The sequence below is a fragment of the Gluconacetobacter sp. genome, assembly GCF_047721585.1.
Taxonomy (GTDB): Bacteria; Pseudomonadota; Alphaproteobacteria; order Acetobacterales; family Acetobacteraceae; genus Gluconacetobacter; species Gluconacetobacter dulcium.
In genome coordinates this window covers 1-15,703 of the sequence record NZ_JBDNXE010000100.1, presented here as the reverse complement: position 1 = coordinate 15,703, position 15,703 = coordinate 1, and the positions used below count along the sequence as shown (strand labels likewise).

At 66.5% G+C, this 15,703-nt stretch carries 13 protein-coding genes and 2 pseudogenes; 6 read left to right on the top strand and 9 right to left on the bottom strand.

The window, feature by feature from the left end:
• Window positions 1–55: 55 nt before the first annotated feature.
• A pseudogene (locus ABF821_RS15655) lies at window positions 56–442 on the top strand (transposase); the annotation flags it as partial.
• A gap of 236 nt (window positions 443–678) precedes the next feature.
• Window positions 679–1,920, top strand: a complete 1,242-nt coding sequence (locus ABF821_RS15650) for an MFS transporter (protein WP_415530664.1) — start codon at window positions 679–681, stop codon at window positions 1,918–1,920.
• Window positions 1,921–2,034: 114 nt separating this feature from the next.
• On the opposite strand, the gene ABF821_RS15645 is transcribed toward ABF821_RS15650, so the two are convergent.
• A complete protein-coding gene (locus ABF821_RS15645; protein ID WP_415530663.1) occupies window positions 2,035–3,720 on the bottom strand; it encodes an NAD(P)/FAD-dependent oxidoreductase in 1,686 nt (561 codons plus the stop codon).
• A 130-nt stretch (window positions 3,721–3,850) separates the two neighbouring features.
• On the opposite strand from ABF821_RS15645, the gene ABF821_RS15640 reads away from it, so the two are divergent.
• The 3 genes from ABF821_RS15640 to ABF821_RS15630 all read left to right on the top strand — a co-directional run bounded on the left by ABF821_RS15640 (window position 3,851) and on the right by ABF821_RS15630 (window position 7,393).
• Window positions 3,851–4,927, top strand: coding sequence for a cation diffusion facilitator family transporter (locus ABF821_RS15640; protein ID WP_415530662.1), 1,077 nt, complete (start codon window positions 3,851–3,853; stop codon window positions 4,925–4,927).
• A 4-nt stretch (window positions 4,928–4,931) separates the two neighbouring features.
• Window positions 4,932–5,828, top strand: coding sequence for a cation diffusion facilitator family transporter (locus ABF821_RS15635; protein ID WP_415530661.1), 897 nt, complete (start codon window positions 4,932–4,934; stop codon window positions 5,826–5,828).
• Between the two features lie 194 nt (window positions 5,829–6,022).
• A complete protein-coding gene (locus tag ABF821_RS15630; RefSeq protein ID WP_415530666.1) occupies window positions 6,023–7,393 on the top strand; it encodes a chloride channel protein in 1,371 nt (456 codons plus the stop codon).
• 55 nt (window positions 7,394–7,448) lie between these two features.
• Here the strand turns inward: ABF821_RS15630 and ABF821_RS15625 are convergent, their stop codons facing one another.
• Both ABF821_RS15625 and ABF821_RS15620 read right to left on the bottom strand, forming a co-directional pair.
• On the bottom strand, window positions 7,449–8,516 hold the full coding sequence (locus ABF821_RS15625; RefSeq protein ID WP_415530665.1) for a WD40 repeat domain-containing protein: 1,068 nt from the start codon (window positions 8,514–8,516) through the stop codon (window positions 7,449–7,451).
• A 5-nt stretch (window positions 8,517–8,521) separates the two neighbouring features.
• On the bottom strand, window positions 8,522–9,508 hold the full coding sequence (locus tag ABF821_RS15620) for a CobW family GTP-binding protein (RefSeq protein ID WP_182974077.1): 987 nt from the start codon (window positions 9,506–9,508) through the stop codon (window positions 8,522–8,524).
• A 182-nt stretch (window positions 9,509–9,690) separates the two neighbouring features.
• Between ABF821_RS15620 and ABF821_RS15615 the strand changes: the two genes are divergently transcribed.
• Entirely contained in the window at window positions 9,691–10,422 is a 732-nt protein-coding gene (locus ABF821_RS15615; RefSeq protein ID WP_415530660.1) for a hypothetical protein, read from the top strand.
• Between the two features lie 4 nt (window positions 10,423–10,426).
• Here the strand turns inward: ABF821_RS15615 and ABF821_RS15610 are convergent, their stop codons facing one another.
• From ABF821_RS15610 to ABF821_RS15585, 6 genes and pseudogenes are all read right to left on the bottom strand, one after another.
• The gene (locus ABF821_RS15610) at window positions 10,427–11,533 is read right to left on the bottom strand and encodes a glycosyltransferase family 4 protein (RefSeq protein ID WP_415530659.1); all 1,107 of its coding nucleotides are present in this window, start codon (window positions 11,531–11,533) and stop codon (window positions 10,427–10,429) included.
• Between the two features lie 10 nt (window positions 11,534–11,543).
• On the bottom strand, window positions 11,544–12,212 hold the full coding sequence (locus ABF821_RS15605; protein ID WP_182974080.1) for a glutathione S-transferase family protein: 669 nt from the start codon (window positions 12,210–12,212) through the stop codon (window positions 11,544–11,546).
• A gap of 110 nt (window positions 12,213–12,322) precedes the next feature.
• The gene (gene mnmA / locus ABF821_RS15600; protein ID WP_182974081.1) at window positions 12,323–13,435 is read right to left on the bottom strand and encodes a tRNA 2-thiouridine(34) synthase MnmA; all 1,113 of its coding nucleotides are present in this window, start codon (window positions 13,433–13,435) and stop codon (window positions 12,323–12,325) included.
• 102 nt (window positions 13,436–13,537) lie between these two features.
• The gene (locus ABF821_RS15595) at window positions 13,538–13,852 is read right to left on the bottom strand and encodes a ferredoxin family 2Fe-2S iron-sulfur cluster binding protein (RefSeq protein ID WP_182966579.1); all 315 of its coding nucleotides are present in this window, start codon (window positions 13,850–13,852) and stop codon (window positions 13,538–13,540) included.
• The gene (locus ABF821_RS15590; protein ID WP_415530657.1) at window positions 13,840–15,081 is read right to left on the bottom strand and encodes a cysteine desulfurase family protein; all 1,242 of its coding nucleotides are present in this window, start codon (window positions 15,079–15,081) and stop codon (window positions 13,840–13,842) included. The genes ABF821_RS15595 and ABF821_RS15590 overlap by 13 nt, the downstream gene beginning before the upstream one ends.
• Window positions 15,078–15,703: pseudogene (locus tag ABF821_RS15585) on the bottom strand (cysteine desulfurase); the annotation flags it as partial. The gene ABF821_RS15590 and the pseudogene ABF821_RS15585, both read right to left, overlap by 4 nt.

The window sequence follows — 15,703 nt, the reverse complement described above, 5'->3', positions numbered from 1 at the left end:
GTCATAGGGCTCATCCTTTGAGTGTTTTACTCTCCGGTAAACCCGGGGCGGTTCACTGCGCACGATCTTTGCTCAGGAGACAGCGGATGATGCATCGCGCCAATGGCGGCACGTCACGGACAAGCTACGTGACGGTTTCGCGAAACTCGCGGAGTTCATGGAGCGGACAGAAGCTGATGTTCTGGCCTACATGGGCTTTCCCCAGGAACACTGGACACACATATCCTCCACCAACCCGATCGAGCGGGTCAACCGGGAGATCAAGCGCCGCTGCGACGTCATCGGGATTTTCCCCAACGAGGCTGCCATCATCTGCCTCGTCGGAGCCCTGATGCTCGAACAAAACGACGAATGGGCTGTATGCCGCCGCTACATGACGCTGGAAGGTCTGGCCGCCCTGAGCCATAATCACACCGTCAGCCTGCCAGTTATGCTCGCCTGATCTCCTCAAGCCCGTCGAGCATCGGTGCTCCTGCACCACGCCACGGGGCACAGCCTCGACCCGACCTCGCGGTGGCCAGGGACGGTTTACTGGCAAACTGGACATCGTCCGGCACATGGGCCACCGCCATGGCAGATTATCCGCAGCTTTCCTGACTGTGCTACGGGTTGAAGCCAGGAACAAAAATGAAAGCATTTGATGACACACTACAAATCCTTGCCATTCGGGCGTCGGGCATGAGCGGAAAGAGTTCAGAGAGCCGTCTGGGCAAGCGTGGTTGGTTGCCCACTGTCATTCTGCTGCTCGGTGTCGCCGGTATGCTCGATTTTATCGATCGGTTTGTGTTTTCGACGGCGAATGACGCGATCAAGCATGATCTGCATATGTCGGACGCCACGGTGGGGCTGCTGGGGGGGACGGCCTTCGCACTGCTTTATGGTATGATGATCGTGCCGTTCGCGCTGATTTCCGATCGGGGGTTTGCGGCGCGCATGGCGTCGTTCGGCATTGCGCTGTGGAGTGTCGCAACCGCCCTGATGGGGCACACACATGGTATCGCCAGCATGGCGGCTGCCCGTGTGTGCGTGGGGTTGGGGCAGGCTGCGTTCTCGCCTTCGTCCGCCGCGCTGAATGCGGCTTATTCGACCTCCGAGAAGCGCAGCACCTCGTTTTCGATTGCCTATGGCATATCCTATCTTGGCTATATCATCGGGCTGGCGGGGGGTGGCTGGCTGGTCGAACATGTCGGCTGGCGCATGACATTTACGACGGTCGGGCTGGCGGGGATTCCGGTCGCGATCCTGATGGTTCTGTTCGTCCGCGAGCCTCGCCTTGTGCATGCAGCGCGCGAAGCGGAATCGTGGCGCGCGTTGTTCGCCAACCGGCCGCTGCGCGACCTGCTGTTCTATGGTGTCACCAGTCAGGTCGTGGGTTACGGCATCACCTTGTGGGGTGTTTCGTTCTACATGCGCTCTTTCGGCCTGTCGTCGGGGCAGGCCGGGGCGTGGTTTGGCATCGGCATCGGGATTGCGAGCGTGGTCGGGACCTTTCTCGGCGGGCCGATCGCGGATCTTGTGGCATCCCGCTTCGGTTTTCGAGGAGCGATGCGGTTCGCCTTCTGGGCTTATCTGATTGCACAGCCTTTTCAGATCATCCAGGTGCTGACGCATTCGCTCGATCTGTCGCTGACGATGCTGGCGCTGACATCGACGCTCTCGGCCCTGTGCACCGGCCCGCTTTACGGGGCGATCCCGAGCGTGGTGCCGGCGCATCGCCGGGCAGCCGCAATGGGGATGTATGCGCTGCTGGCCAATGCAATCGGTATCGGGGTCGGGCCGCCACTTTTCGGATGGATCAGCGATATGCTGACGCCGCATTTCAGCACCGATGCCCTGCGCATGTCGCTGCTGGTGGCGGCCATTCTCGGTTTCTGGCCGGCAGTGCATCTCTTTCAGTTGCAGCGGCGGTTCGGGAAATAGGTGATTTCCGCGCCCTTCCCCCTTCGCCAGTCAGGCAGGAAGAGCGCAGATGCTGAAAGCCCGTTTGGAAATGCGCGTCGGATTATCACCGGCCCTGCATATCCAGACTGGCTGTTACTGGGCCTGGGCGCTGCGGGTCATGGTCTGGCGGATCAGCCCATCTACCGGGCGGCCCGCCATGGTCAGGGCGACGGCTTCGGCCACGCGGATGCCGTCGATGGCCGCCGAGAGGATGCCACCGGCATAGCCCGCCCCCTCGCCCGCCGGATACAGGCCGGCGACGTTGGTGCATTGCCCGTCCGGGCCGCGCGGGATGCGCAGTGGCGAGGATGTGCGGGTTTCCACGCCCGTCAGCACCGCGTCCGCCATGTCGAACCCGTCAAGCTGTCCGCCGAATGCAGCCAGTGCCTCACGCATCGCCAGCACCACGAACTCCGGCAGGCAGGTGGCGAGGTCGGTCGGCGTGACACCGGGGCGGTAGCTGGGCTCGACCGTGCCGAGATGGGTGGAGGGTCGGCCGGCGAGAAAGTCGCCTACACGCTGCGCGGGTGCGCGGTAGTCGCCCCCGCCCGCGAGAAATGCCTGACGCTCCCAATGCCGCTGGAAGGCGATGCCGGCCAGCGGGCCGCCGGGGTAGTCGGCCTCGGGCGTCACACCGACCACGATCCCGGCATTGGCGTTGCGCTCGGCGCGGGAATACTGGCTCATGCCGTTGGTGACCACGCGCCCTTCCTCCGAGGTCGCGGCCACCACCGTGCCGCCGGGGCACATGCAGAAGGAATAGACCGCGCGCCCATTGGAGGCGTGATGCACCAGCCGGTAATCCGCCGCCCCCAGCAGCGGGTTGCCCGCCTGCGCGCCGAACCGCGCCGCGTCGATCACCGATTGCGGATGTTCGATTCGCACACCGATGGAAAAGGGCTTGGCCGCCATGGCCACGCCGTGGCCATGCAGCATCGTGAACGTATCGCGCGCGCTATGGCCGACCGCGAGCACGACATGATCGGCCGCGATCTCCTCGCCATCGGCCAGGCGCAGCCCCGCGATTCGTCGCGCGCCCGTATCATCCGTGGCCAGCAGGATATCCTCGACGCGGGTATCGAACCGGTAGGTGCCGCCCAGCGCCTCGATCTCGGCGCGGATATGCTCGACCATCGACACGAGGCGAAAGGTGCCGATATGCGGCTTGGAGAGGTACAGGATCTCTTCCGGCGCACCCGCCTTGACGAATTCATGCAGCACCTTGCGCCCGTAATGGCGCGGATCGCTAACCTGGCTGTATAGTTTGCCGTCGGAGAACGTGCCGGCACCGCCTTCGCCGAACTGCACGTTGCTCTCGGGCGTCAGCACCGATTTACGCCACAGCGCGAAGGTATCGACGGTGCGCTCGCGCACCACCTTGCCCCGTTCCAGGATCAGCGGGCGCAGGCCCATCTGTGCCAGCAGAAGACCGGCTAGCAGGCCGCACGGCCCTGCCCCGATCACCACCGGGCGCCGATAGCCCGGCCGGTCGGCAAAATCGGCGCCATCGCGCAGGACGAAATGATATTCGGTGTCGGGCGCGACACCGACATGCGGCGTCCCGGCCAGACGCGCCAGGACGGCGTCCTCGTCCCGCACCGCACAATCGACCGTATAGACCAGCGTGATCGCCCCCCGCCGCCGCGCGTCATAGCCACGCCGGAAGATCGTATGGCCCAGCAAATCCTCGCCCGCGATACCCAGTCGGCGCACGATTTCCGCCACCAGCGCATCGGGCTGATGGTCGAGGGGAAGCCTGATTTCGGTCAATCGGATCATACGGGGCGGAGCATCCGTGCGTGGGATTACGAGAGTGTGCAAAGGCGGCCGGAGCAACCGGCAACCATGCGCCGTGCCTTATCACGACCGGTTGCCATGACGAAAGAACGCGGGACTGGCCCCCGGGGCAATGCTTCTGATAGAGAAAGCCGCCGTTCGAGGAGAACCCGCATCCATGGCCCATTCGCACGATTCCTCATCCGCGCACGGGCATACCGGGCCGAACGGGGCGCACGCCTGCAACCATGACCATGACCATGACCATGACCATGACCATGACCATGACCATGACCATGACCATCATGGACATCACGGACATGGGCATGTCCATGCGCCCACGTCGTTCGGCGCCGCTTTCGCCTGGGGGATCGGGCTCAACCTAGTCTACGTGATCGCTGAGGCCGCCTGGGGCGTCAGTTCTCACGCGCTGGCCTTGCTGGCCGATGCGGGGCACAACCTCTCCGATGTGCTGGCACTGGCGGCGGCGTGGCTGGCGCATACACTGTCGAGGCGCGCGCCCAGTGCCGAATTTACCTATGGGCTGCGGCGGTCCTCGATCCTCGCGGCACTGGGCAATGCCGTGGCGCTGCTGCTGGTGACCGGCGGCATCGTCTGGGAATCGATCCTGCGCCTGATCGAACCCGCGGCCGTTCCGGGCGGCACGATCATGGCCGTGGCGGCGGGAGGAATCGTGGTCAATGGTGCCACGACGCTGCTGTTCGCCCATGGCGGCGACGACCTGAACATTCGCGGTGCCTTCCTGCATATGCTGGCCGATACGGTGATGTCGGCCGGTGTCGTGGTCGCGGGGGCGGTCATCTACTATACCGGCTGGGTCCGACTGGACCCGATCGTGGGCCTGGCACTGTCCTGCGCCATCGTCGCCGGCACCTGGTCTCTGCTGCGCGATTCGCTGGACATGGCGCTGGACCGCGTGCCCCGCAGCATCGACCGCACGGGCGTGGAAGCCTATCTGCGCGCCTTGCCGGGCGTGGAGGACCTGCACGACCTGCATATCTGGCCGATCAGCACCACCGAAACCGCACTGACCGTGCATCTGGTCTGCGCCGTCCCGGCCGACGACACGCTGCTGAGCGATGCGACCGAGACGCTGCGCACCCGCTTCAGCATCGGTCACCCGACCTTTCAGATCGAAACCCAGTCCTACGCCACCCGCTGCGTGCTGGCCGACGCAAGCGTACCCTGACCGCATGCCGGACATCAGCAAGACCGCGTTGGCCTGGACCAGTCTTGGCGTCAGCATCGCGGCACTGGGCCTGAAATACGCAGCATGGCGCGTCACCGGCTCGATCGCACTCTATTCCGATGCCGTCGAGACGATCATCAACGTCGTCGCCGCCCTGACAGGCCTGTGGGCGCTGCATATCGCCAGCCTACCGGCGGACGACAACCATACGTACGGCCATTACAAGGCCGAATATCTCTCGGCCGTGGCCGAGGGCGTGCTGGTACTGGTCACGGCCTTCGTCATCGGCCGCGAAGCATGGATCGACTGGCAGCGTCCCAGCCTGCCTGATGCCCCGCTGCTGGGCATCGCACTGAACGGCTCGGCCGGGGTGCTGAACCTGGCGTGGGCGCTGGTTCTGCTGCGGGCGGGGCGGGCGAAACGCTCGCCTACCCTGGTCGCGGCTGGCCAGCATGTCATGTCCGATGTCTGGACCACCGTCGGACTGGTGGGCGGCTTCATCCTGATCCCCCTGACCGGCTGGCCGTGGATCGACCCGCTGCTGGCAGGGCTGATCGCCCTCAATGTGCTACGGGTGGGCTGGGGCATGATGCGCGAATCCATCGCCGGCCTGATGGACGAAGCGCCCGCCGCCGAGACGCTGGAGACGATCCGCCAGGTCATCGCCGCCAGCGGACATGGCGCGATCGAGGCGCACGACCTGCGTGCCCGCATCGTCGGGGCCATGGCCTTCGTGGAGTTTCACCTCGTCGTCCCCGGCGCCATGAGCGTGGATGCCGCGCACGAGATCTGCGACCGGATCGAGGCCGCGCTGCGCGCGCGCATAGGCGAGGCCCTGATCCACATCCATGTCGAGCCGGAACGCAAGGCGAAGCATTGCGGGATCGCGATTCCGCGGTAGTTCCCTTGTGTCGGTGACAACACAGCCTCCCTCTCCGGTCGCGGATAAGGACACGGTTCCTGTGGAAACGGCCGACATATACGGAGTAAAGGGCGGTACGTAACCGCCATCGCCACCCGGACACCGTTCGGAGAGGCTATTGCCCTGGACACGCGACGATGAAAACCGACCTGACCGAACTGCGCATCCGTCATATGCGACATCTGCGCCGTTCCGCCCGGGTCACGACCGCGCAATGGCGCCGCAAGATCGTCTACTGGGCGGCCGCGGTGCTGGTCGGCGTGGTGGCGGTCGGCTTCGCGACGGCGGCGGACAGCGCGGCCGCGCTCCGGACCCGGCTGGTCGCGTGGGACCCGTGGATCATGCTGGCGCTGACCCCCGCCGGGCTGGCGCTGTCGACCTGGCTGACGCGCACATGGTTCCGGGGGGCCCAGGGTTCGGGCATTCCGCAGACGATCGCCGCCCTTCACCTGGAAAATTTCACCATCGTCGACCGGCTGCTGTCGCTGCGTATCGCCTTCGGCAAGATCCTGCTGACCACGCTGGGCCTGCTGGCTGGCGCCTCGATCGGGCGCGAAGGACCGACGGTACAGGTCGGTGCGGCCATCATGCATAATTTCGGGCGGTGGCTTAACCTATCGACGGTCAGTGTCCGGCGCGGACTGATCCTGGCCGGCGGGGCATCCGGCGTGTCGGCGGCCTTCAATACGCCGCTGGGCGGAATCGTGTTCGCGATCGAGGAACTGAGCCATTCCTTCGAACAACGCACCAGCGGCACAATGCTGACGGGCGTGATCCTGTCGGGTGTCACCGCCATCGCACTGGTCGGCAATTATACCTATTTCGGCCATACTGACGTCGTCGTCCCGATCGGCATAAGCTGGATGGCGGTGCTGACCTGCGGCATTCTGGGCGGCATCAGCGGCGGTGTGTTTTCGGCCATCCTGATCCGGACCTCGCAGCATGGCCTGCCGGGCATCCTTGGCCGCTTCGTGGTCCGCCGACCGATCGCCTTCGCCGCAAGCTGCGGCCTGGTGCTGGCCATTCTCGGGATCGCTTCGGGCGGGATTACCTACGGAACGGGCTATCTTCAGGCGCGCGAGATCATCGCCGGGCAGACAAGCTATCCGGCATCGTTCTTCATCCTGAAATACCTTGCCACCATCGTATCGTACTGTTCCGGCATTCCGGGCGGGCTGTTCGCGCCGTCTCTGGCCATCGGGGCAGGCATCGGCGGCTGGGTCGCGCAGTTCCTGCCGCACACCACGCCCGGCGCGGTGGTCCTTCTGGGCACCGTGGCCTATTTCTCGGCCGTGGTGCAGGCGCCGCTGACGGCGAGCGTGATCGTGATGGAAATGTCGGACAACCAGCAGGTGACGCTGGCACTGCTCGCCACGTCGTTCCTCGCCTATGCCGTCTCCCGCATGATCTGCTCCCGCTCGCTCTATAGCGCACTGGCCGAGAAATTCCTCTCGGTGGTAGAACAGGCGCCGCCGGCCGAAACGCCGAAACCCGAGGGGGGCACCGCCCTGCCCGCCCCGACCAACGGCGAACGCGCTTCGTGAACGAGAGACGCTGAAAGAGGCGCGCCCGCTTGCCTGCGCGCACGCCCCACAGCCTTTAGCGGGCTGCCAGATCCACGATCCCGATCGCACCGTCTTCGGTCCCGAATGCCAGGCCGGTGCCGTCAGGGCTGAAGGCCAGCGCCGAGATCGCCCCGCCGCCGGCATCGCGCACCGGCAGGACCTTCTGCGCCGCAGCATCTTCCAGCAGGATCGTGCCGTCGGCAAAGCCTGCGGCCACGATCTCATGCACCGGATGGCACGCTACGCGCCGGCAGATCACGCCGGGCATTCCGGCCAGTTCGACCGGTGCCTTGCCCATCGGGCCGCCACCAAAGAACGGCCACATCACCACGCTGTCCGCCCCGCTGGTCACCAGCCATTTGCCGGTGCGCGAAAACGCCATCGACTGCACCTTGGCCGGATAGCCGCTCATGCGCATGTTGTGCCCGTCGGCCAGCCGCCAGCCATGCAGTTCGTTTTCCTGCATGCTGGTCACCAGCGCGTCGCCGCCCGGATGGATGATGATGCCGGTATGGCTGCCCTTCCAGTCCAGCCGCCGGGGATTGTCGACCTTGGCCTGCACGAACCACATCGACGCCCCGTTATAGTGCGACGCCGCCACCCGCTTGCCCTTGGCATCGAAGGTCAGGCCGCTGACGGTGGAGGGATGCTCCAGCACCTTCAGCGTCGTCGTGCCGGCCGCATCGCGCAGTTCCACCTGCTTGCCGGAGGCAAAGGCGATGACGCCCGATTTCGGCGTACCCTTGGCGTCGATCCAGGTGGTGACATGCTCGATCCAGCGTCGACCACGCACCAGGTCGGTCACCGCGCCGTCCGCGCCGATCCGGCGCAGCGTGGAATCGTCGCCGCCGGTCAGGAAGCCGCTCGGCGCGGCGTCCGGCGCCAGGCAGAGGATCGCGCCGTCATGCACCGTCTGCACCTGCCACGCGGCGGCGTTGGCGAAATCCCCGCGCGTCGCCAGCACCACATCACCCTCGGCGGTGGCGAAGGCGAACTGGTTGCTGTCGCGCGACGCCACGCAGCCGATGACATGGCCATCGAGCGTGCGCGTGGCGCCCCGCCGTTCGAGTAGCCCGGCCGGGGCTCCGCTCTCGGTTTGCATCCCCGTCATCGTGCGCGGCAGTTCTCGAAACCGCGGCGCAGGCGCGGGCGGTTGAGGTTGCGGCCGATCATCACCAGGCGGGATTCCTTCTTTTCGCCCTCTTTCCACGGCCCGATGAACCCGCCATCGGCCATCATATGCACGGCCTGGAAGGCGAAACGCCGGTCCTCGCCCTCATAGTTCATGATGCCCTTGGCCCGCAGGATATCCGCCCCCTGCTCCTGAAGCACCGCACCGATCCACGCCTGGAATTTCGCGGCATCCAGCGGCTCTTCCACCACATAGGAGACCGAGGTCACGTTCTCCTCATGCGAATGGCTGGTGTCCTCCAGGAAATGCGGCGCATGTTCCAGCGCCCGCGCCAGGTCGAACCCGCCCTGATCCAGCACCTCGGCCAGCGCCACATTGCCGCGCTGGGCGCGATGCAGGCGGGCGACCGGGTTGATGGTGCGGATACGCGCCTCGATGGCAGCCAGCGTCGCCTCGTCCGCCAGATCGGTCTTGTTCACGATGATCACATCAGCGAAGGCGATCTGGTTCACCGCCTCGGGGCTTTCCTCCAGAGTCTGCACCATGTTCAGCGCATCGACCACGGTCACGACCGCATCCAGCCGCGTCTTGCCGCGCACATCCTCGTCGACGAAGAAAGTCTGCGCGACGGGTGCCGGATCGGCCAGTCCCGTGGTCTCGACGATGATGCCGTCGAACTTCGTGCGCCGCTTCATCAGGCTGCCCAGGATGCGGATCAGGTCGCCCCGCACGGTGCAGCAGATGCAGCCATTGTTCATTTCGAACACTTCCTCGTCGGCATCCACCACGAGGTCGTTATCCACACCCAGTTCGCCGAACTCGTTGATCACGACGGCGTATTTCCGCCCGTGTTCGGCCGTCAGGATATGATTGAGCAGCGTCGTCTTTCCGGCACCGAGAAAGCCGGTCAGCACCGTGACCGGCACCAGCCCGTCGCCGGTCGCCGCTTGGGTCTCAGACATGTCGTCTCCTGTCCATGCGTCCATATTCGCTTCAGCATATAGGCGTCCCCGCGCGTCCATCCCATCCCCCGTGTGAAGGGAAACGGCGCGTACCCTGCCGACGCCCCCATCCCGCACCGAGCACCATTAACCACCCGTTAACGATTCTTCCGAACACTCCGGGAGCTTCAAGGGATAGAACGATGCCCGTTTCCTCCGTCACCACCCAGACCGGCACCTATTCTTCGGCCGACATCGCGGAAGGCGAAATCGTCTTCGTCACCACCTCCGGCCAGCCGGATCGGGCCGAGGCATCATCGGACATCATCACGCTGTCGCAGGCAGGCCTGGCTTTTCTAACCGGCTCGCCTACCCATGGGGAAAGCAGCCAGTCCTCGTCACAGACGGCGCTCGCGCGGCTGGATCAGGATATCCAGTCCAGCAGGCGAACCATCCGGGCCATGGCCGAACAATGGGTCGATCGCCTCACCGCGCAGATCCGGCAATTGATGCTCATGGAGGCCTTCACGTCGCCGAAGGCCCTGGCCGGCGAACTGGCGCAACTCGCCCATCAGCTTGTGGTCGCCGTGCAACAATATGCGCAGAATCAGGGATCGGCCCCCAGCCTTGCCAACATCGGCGCCATGGTCACGACCACGGCGCAGCCCCCGGCGCAAGACCATCAGAGCACTCCGGATGTTCCAGACCAGACCGCTTCCCCCGATCCCGCATCCGGAAGCACTTCGCAGACCGGACAAGGTGCCACGGCAACAAACGACAATCAGGCTTTCCAGCAGAGCGTGCGGACGCTGGCAAAGCAGATGGAAGCCCTGCTCTATGCAGCAAGGCACCACCTGAAGAAACAACCGGACAGCGACATCCAGGCCGCCCAACGTGCCCTGAACGAGGTCGAACAGACCCTGCCGCAGTTATAGACGATCACAAACCATCCGGCAGTCGTCCTGCGACAGCAGCCCGACGCAGAGCGCCCAGCCTCTCACGCGCCGCCACGCAATCGAATAGCGCCGCCCGCGCACGCCCACGCACCGAGAGCGCGGCCCGCCGCTCGGGTGAGGCTGCCAGATCGTCGATCGCCGCCGCCAACCCGGCCACAGGGTCCGGCGGTGCCAGAATCGCCGCATCGCCCACCAGATCCGGCAACCCGCCGACCGGCGAAGCGACCAGCGCTGCTCCACAGGCCATCGCCTCGAGGGCCGTCAGGCCGAATGGCTCGGCCCAGCGGCTGGGCACCACGACGATCGCGGCCCGCACCATCTCTTCCAGCACCTGCGCATGCGGCAGATACCCTGTCATCTCGACTCCGGCCGCTTGTGCGGCAGGGCGCAGCGTCCGCAGAAACGATGTCTCGGGCGAGTCTTCGCCGAACCGATCGGCCCCGATCATGCGTGCCCGCCACCCCGGCAGATGCGGCAGCACCTCCCCACAGGCGACGACGAACGCATCCGCCCCCTTGTCCGCCACCACCCGTCCGGCAAACAGGATCGTCGGCTCGCGCGCCGCCACAGGCAGTGGCGGCGGCAGGGAAGCCATGTCGATGCAGTTCGGCATCACCGTCACCGCGACATCGGACAGCCCCTCGGCAAAGCATTGGCGCACCCAGTCCGACACAACGATGACCCGCATGCGCCGTGCCAGCGTGGCCCGCTGTGCGGGAGACATCGCCCCCCGCATCCCGCGCGGATCGTTATGAAGGGTCAACGTCATGGGCAGGTCGGGAAAGCAGCCTGCCAATGACAGGGCGATATCGGGCCGATTGTGGATTTCGACCAGCCCCGGCCTGACCTGACGCACGATCCGTGCCACGCCGGCCGAATAACGCCCTACCGTGCTGCGGGGCCAGACGATCCATGGCACGCGATGTACCGCCAGAAACTCCACGTCGGCAAAAGGTTGTTCGACAGGCGATCCGACCACGATATCGCCGGGCGCGGCCAGCCTATGCACCAGCAGGCTGATCGCGCCTGCGTGCCCAGGCGCGAAGCGCTCGCGCGGCGGCAGGACGGTCAGGACCGGTGCGCTCCGCATCACCGACCGTTCAGGCCAGGGTCTCGAACCGTTCGAGATGCCACGCTTCCGGCTCGCGGGCCGCATCGTCATACCAGCGCGCCATCAGCGGGTGCGCCCGCAGCAGGGCCGCGTAATCGGCCGCCACCGTCGACAGTTGCACACCATAACCCAGGAAGCGGGCGATCACCGGCGCGAACATCGCATCGGCCACCGTCAGGTCGGCTCCGAACAGATACGGGCCGCCCTGCCCGAACGCGGCACGGGTGCCCGACAGCAGGGCGTCGATCCGCGCGATATCGGCCTGCACATCATCGGCCAGCCCTCCCGCCAGCGGTCGGCCATGGCGGCCCAGATTCATCGGCAGGGCCATGCGCAGCGGCCGGAAGCCGGCATGCATTTCAGCGGCGATGCTGCGCGCATGCGCCCGCGCCAGCCGGTCCGGCGGCCACAGGGCAGGCGTTATCTCGGCGCAATATTCGCCGATCGCCAGGCTTTCCCACACACGGGCGCCGCGATGCTCCAGATAGGGCACCATCCCGTTGGGCGAGACCGCCTTGATCGCAATCGTGCCACCGCCGCCGGCTAGCGGAATCACCACGTCCTCGACATCCAGCCCCGCCAGGTGCACGGCCAGCCAGCCACGGAGCGACCAGGAGGAATAGCGCCGGGTGCCGATATAGAGTTTGCCGTCCGCCATGGTGGTTACCCCTTGCGAGAGTTCTTGTTCTTTTTTGAAAAAAAGAACCAAAAAACTTTTGATCCGTTGAGGGCGCCTTATGCTGGGGGCGTCCGAGGCTCTTTAACGAATCAAAGTCTTTTTGCTTCTTTTTCTTCAGAAAAAGAAGAGGCTACCGGCTCCCGCCGCCGGATGAACCCGCCACCCAACACCCGGCTGCCATCATACAGCACACAGGCCTGCCCCGGTGCGGGCATCGCCGGCTCGTCCAGCGTCACGAGGGCACCATCCGCCGTCCGTCGCACGGTCGCCGCCCGCACCTCTTCGCGCGCACGGATCTGCACCATGCAGCGCAGATCCTCTTCCGGCGGCGGAATCAGCCAGTTCATGTTCCGTAGCGAGACCTCATGCACCGCGCCGCGCGCACGCGGGCCGATCACCACCCGGCGCGCCGCCGGCTCGATCCCCACCACCATCTGCCGCTCGCCGTCGCGCATCGCGGCGTTGCCCAACCGGCGGCTCTGCCCGACAGTAAAGCGGGTCACGCCATCATGCTGACCCACCACCCGGCCGGTTTCGTCCACGATCTCGCCGCTGCCCGCCATCTCGGGACGCAGCTTTTCGACCACTTCCGCATACGAACCATCGGAGACGAAACACAGATCCTGGCTATCGGGTTTGGCGGCGACCTCCAGCCCGAAGCGTTCGGCCTCGGCCCGCACGGCGGCCTTGTCCGGCATGTCGCCCAACGGGAAACGCAGGAAATCGAGCTGCTCGCGCGTGGTCGCGAACAGAAACCACGACTGATCGCGGGACGCATCGACCGGGCGATGCAGTTCCGGCCCGGCCGCCCCTTCGATGCGGCGAACATAATGGCCGGTCGCCATCGCATCCACGCCCAGATCGCGCGCCATGCCCAGCAGGTCGGTAAACTTCACGCCCTGATTGCAGGCCACGCACGGCACCGGGGTTTCGCCGCTGGCATAGGCGCTGGCAAACGTCTCGATCACGCTCTCGCGAAACCGGCTTTCGGCGTCGATGACATAGTGCGGAATGCCAAGCCGGTCGGCCACACGACGCGCGTCATGGATATCGCGCCCCGCGCAGCACGCACCCTTGCGTGCGCTGGCCCGCGAATCATAGAGCTGCAACGTGGCGCCCACGACCTCGTGGCCCTCGGCCACCAGACGCGCGGCAACCACGCTGCTGTCCACGCCGCCCGACATAGCGACCATGATCCGCATCAATCAAACCCCCTTGGTATCAAATGTCGGCCCGGAAACGTGGGCTGGTGAGCGAGAGTGCCGCGCAAGCGGCACGGCCGTCGTACGTTTCCGGGCCGGCACTCAGGCCGTACGAGGCAGGCGCACGACCAGCCCGTCCAGGGCATCGGTCATCACGATCTGGCAACCCAGGCGGGACGTCTTTTCCAGCCCGAAGGCCAGGTCCAGCATGTCTTCCTCATCCTCGGTCGGCTCGGCCAGCTTCGGCGCCCATTCCGGGTCCACCACGACGTGGCAGGTGGCGCAGGCCAGCGAGCCCTCGCACGCGCCTTCCAGATCGACCCCGTGCTTGTGGGCGATCTCCAGAACCGACAGGCCGACCGGTGCGTCGACCTCGCGGCGGGTTCCGTCATGCTCGATGAAAATCATATGCGGCATTCTGCTATCCTGGCCGTGTCGTCATCAGTGGGGTGAAGGGCGGCGACCCCCGCCGCGCGCGCATCCGCCACCGCCCGGCACAGGATCGCCGCCGCGCGATCCATATCGGCGGCTGAGGTATAGCGTCCCACCGCCAGACGCAAGCTTCGCGCGGCCGCATCGGCATCCAGCCCCATCGCGGTCAGCACATAGGACGGTACGAGTTCGGCCGAAGAACAGGCCGATCCGGTGGAAACGCACAGGTCAGGCGCCCGCGCGATCACATCCAGTGCCCGCACGTCGGGGAACCGCAGATTGAGGTTGGCCGGCAACCGATGAGCCATGGAGCCATTGACCACCACACCCGGAATGGCCGCCTGCAAACGGTTCAGCAAACCGTCGCGCAGCCCTGCCATCCGTCGTGCTTCCTCCACGCGCACCGCCCGCGCGATGCGGCAGGCCTCACCGAATCCCACCAGCAGCGGCGTGGCCAGCGTGCCCGAGCGCAGCCCCCGCTCCTGCCCGCCGCCCGAGAACAGCGGCGCCAGCCGCACGCGCGGCCGCCGACGGACATACAGCGCCCCCACGCCCTTCGGCCCGTAGAGCTTGTGAGCGGAAACCGATGCCAGATCGAAGTCCATCGCCCGCACATCCAGCGCCACCTTGCCCGCCGCCTGCGCCACGTCGCTGTGCAGCAGCGCGCCCGCCGCGCGCACCTCCGGCGCCAGGGCGGCCATGTCATGCAGCACGCCGGTCTCGTTATTCGCCGCCATGATGCTGACCAGCAGGGTCGGCACCGCCAGCGCCGCGCGCAGCACCGCCGGGTCCAGCCGCCCGTCCGCCCCCACCGGCAGGATCACCGGCTCGAACCCTTCCGCCGCTAGGTCGCGCACCGATTCCAGCACGCATTTATGCTCGGTCGCCACGGTGACGACGCGCCGCCGCGCATCGCCCCGCGCCGCCAGATGGCGCACCGCGCCCTTGATGGCGATATTGTTGGCCTCGGTCGCACCGGAGGTGAACACGATCTCGCGCTCATCCGCTCCCAGAAGCGCCGCGACCTCCGCCCGCGCCGCCTCCACCGCGTCGCGCGCCTGCCGGCCCATCGCGTGGTCCACGCTGTGCGGGTTGCCGAAATCCTCGGCAAACCAGGGCATCATCGCCGCCACCACCTCCGGGTCGCAGGGCGTGGTAGCCTGATAATCCAGATAGAGCGGCCGCCTGTCCGCGCCGGAAATGTCCGCTGTCATGCCCCCGCCTCCTCCAGCGTCGCGCGGCGCGCAGGCAGCCGGGCCGCCATTGCGCGATAGGCGTCGATAAAGCGCATCACCTCATCCTCCCGCGTCGTCCAGGGCAGCGAAACCCGGATGGCCTCGCCTGCCAGCGGCCCCAGCCCCATCGCGTCCAGCACATGCGACCGCGCCACCTTGCCCGACGAACAGGCCGAGCCGGCCGACACCCCGAACCCCGCCAGATCCAGCGCGATCAGTTGCGTCTGGGCAGCGCGCCCCGGAAGCGCAAGAGATATGGTGTTGGGCAGGCGCAGCGCAGCCCCCCCGCAGGCCACGGCCCCCACTGCCACCGCCGCCGCCTCGATCGCATCGCGCCAGCCCGCCATGACGGATGCCGCGTCCGCGTTCGCCAGCGCCCCGACAGCCTCCACCGCAGCCTCGGCCATCGCGGCGATCGCCGGCAGGGCGGGCGTGCCGCCGCGCCGCCCCAACTCCTGCCCGCCACCCGCCATCACCGGCGCCCGCGGCCGCGTCGCCTCGCCGGCCCGCCGCCGCGCCCCCGCCCTGCCTGGGGGGGAGGGGGAGGGCGCGGCAATCATCCGGGCGATTACCGGCCTGTGCGGAAGTTTGAATGTCGTCG

What these genes read in the sequence shown, in the direction of transcription:
- ABF821_RS15650 (WP_415530664.1), top strand. Translation starts at nt 679, where the DNA reads ATGAGCGGAAAGAGTTCAGAGAGCCGTCTGGGCAAGCGTGGTTGGTTG.
- ABF821_RS15645 (WP_415530663.1), bottom strand. Translation starts at nt 3,720, where the DNA reads ATGATCCGATTGACCGAAATCAGGCTTCCCCTCGACCATCAGCCCGAT.
- ABF821_RS15640 (WP_415530662.1), top strand. Translation starts at nt 3,851, where the DNA reads ATGCTTCTGATAGAGAAAGCCGCCGTTCGAGGAGAACCCGCATCCATG.
- ABF821_RS15635 (WP_415530661.1), top strand. Translation starts at nt 4,932, where the DNA reads ATGCCGGACATCAGCAAGACCGCGTTGGCCTGGACCAGTCTTGGCGTC.
- ABF821_RS15630 (WP_415530666.1), top strand. Translation starts at nt 6,023, where the DNA reads ATGCGACATCTGCGCCGTTCCGCCCGGGTCACGACCGCGCAATGGCGC.
- ABF821_RS15625 (WP_415530665.1), bottom strand. Translation starts at nt 8,516, where the DNA reads ATGCAAACCGAGAGCGGAGCCCCGGCCGGGCTACTCGAACGGCGGGGC.
- ABF821_RS15620 (WP_182974077.1), bottom strand. Translation starts at nt 9,508, where the DNA reads ATGTCTGAGACCCAAGCGGCGACCGGCGACGGGCTGGTGCCGGTCACG.
- ABF821_RS15615 (WP_415530660.1), top strand. Translation starts at nt 9,691, where the DNA reads ATGCCCGTTTCCTCCGTCACCACCCAGACCGGCACCTATTCTTCGGCC.
- ABF821_RS15610 (WP_415530659.1), bottom strand. Translation starts at nt 11,533, where the DNA reads ATGCGGAGCGCACCGGTCCTGACCGTCCTGCCGCCGCGCGAGCGCTTC.
- ABF821_RS15605 (WP_182974080.1), bottom strand. Translation starts at nt 12,212, where the DNA reads ATGGCGGACGGCAAACTCTATATCGGCACCCGGCGCTATTCCTCCTGG.
- mnmA (WP_182974081.1), bottom strand. Translation starts at nt 13,435, where the DNA reads ATGCGGATCATGGTCGCTATGTCGGGCGGCGTGGACAGCAGCGTGGTT.
- ABF821_RS15595 (WP_182966579.1), bottom strand. Translation starts at nt 13,852, where the DNA reads ATGCCGCATATGATTTTCATCGAGCATGACGGAACCCGCCGCGAGGTC.
- ABF821_RS15590 (WP_415530657.1), bottom strand. Translation starts at nt 15,081, where the DNA reads ATGACAGCGGACATTTCCGGCGCGGACAGGCGGCCGCTCTATCTGGAT.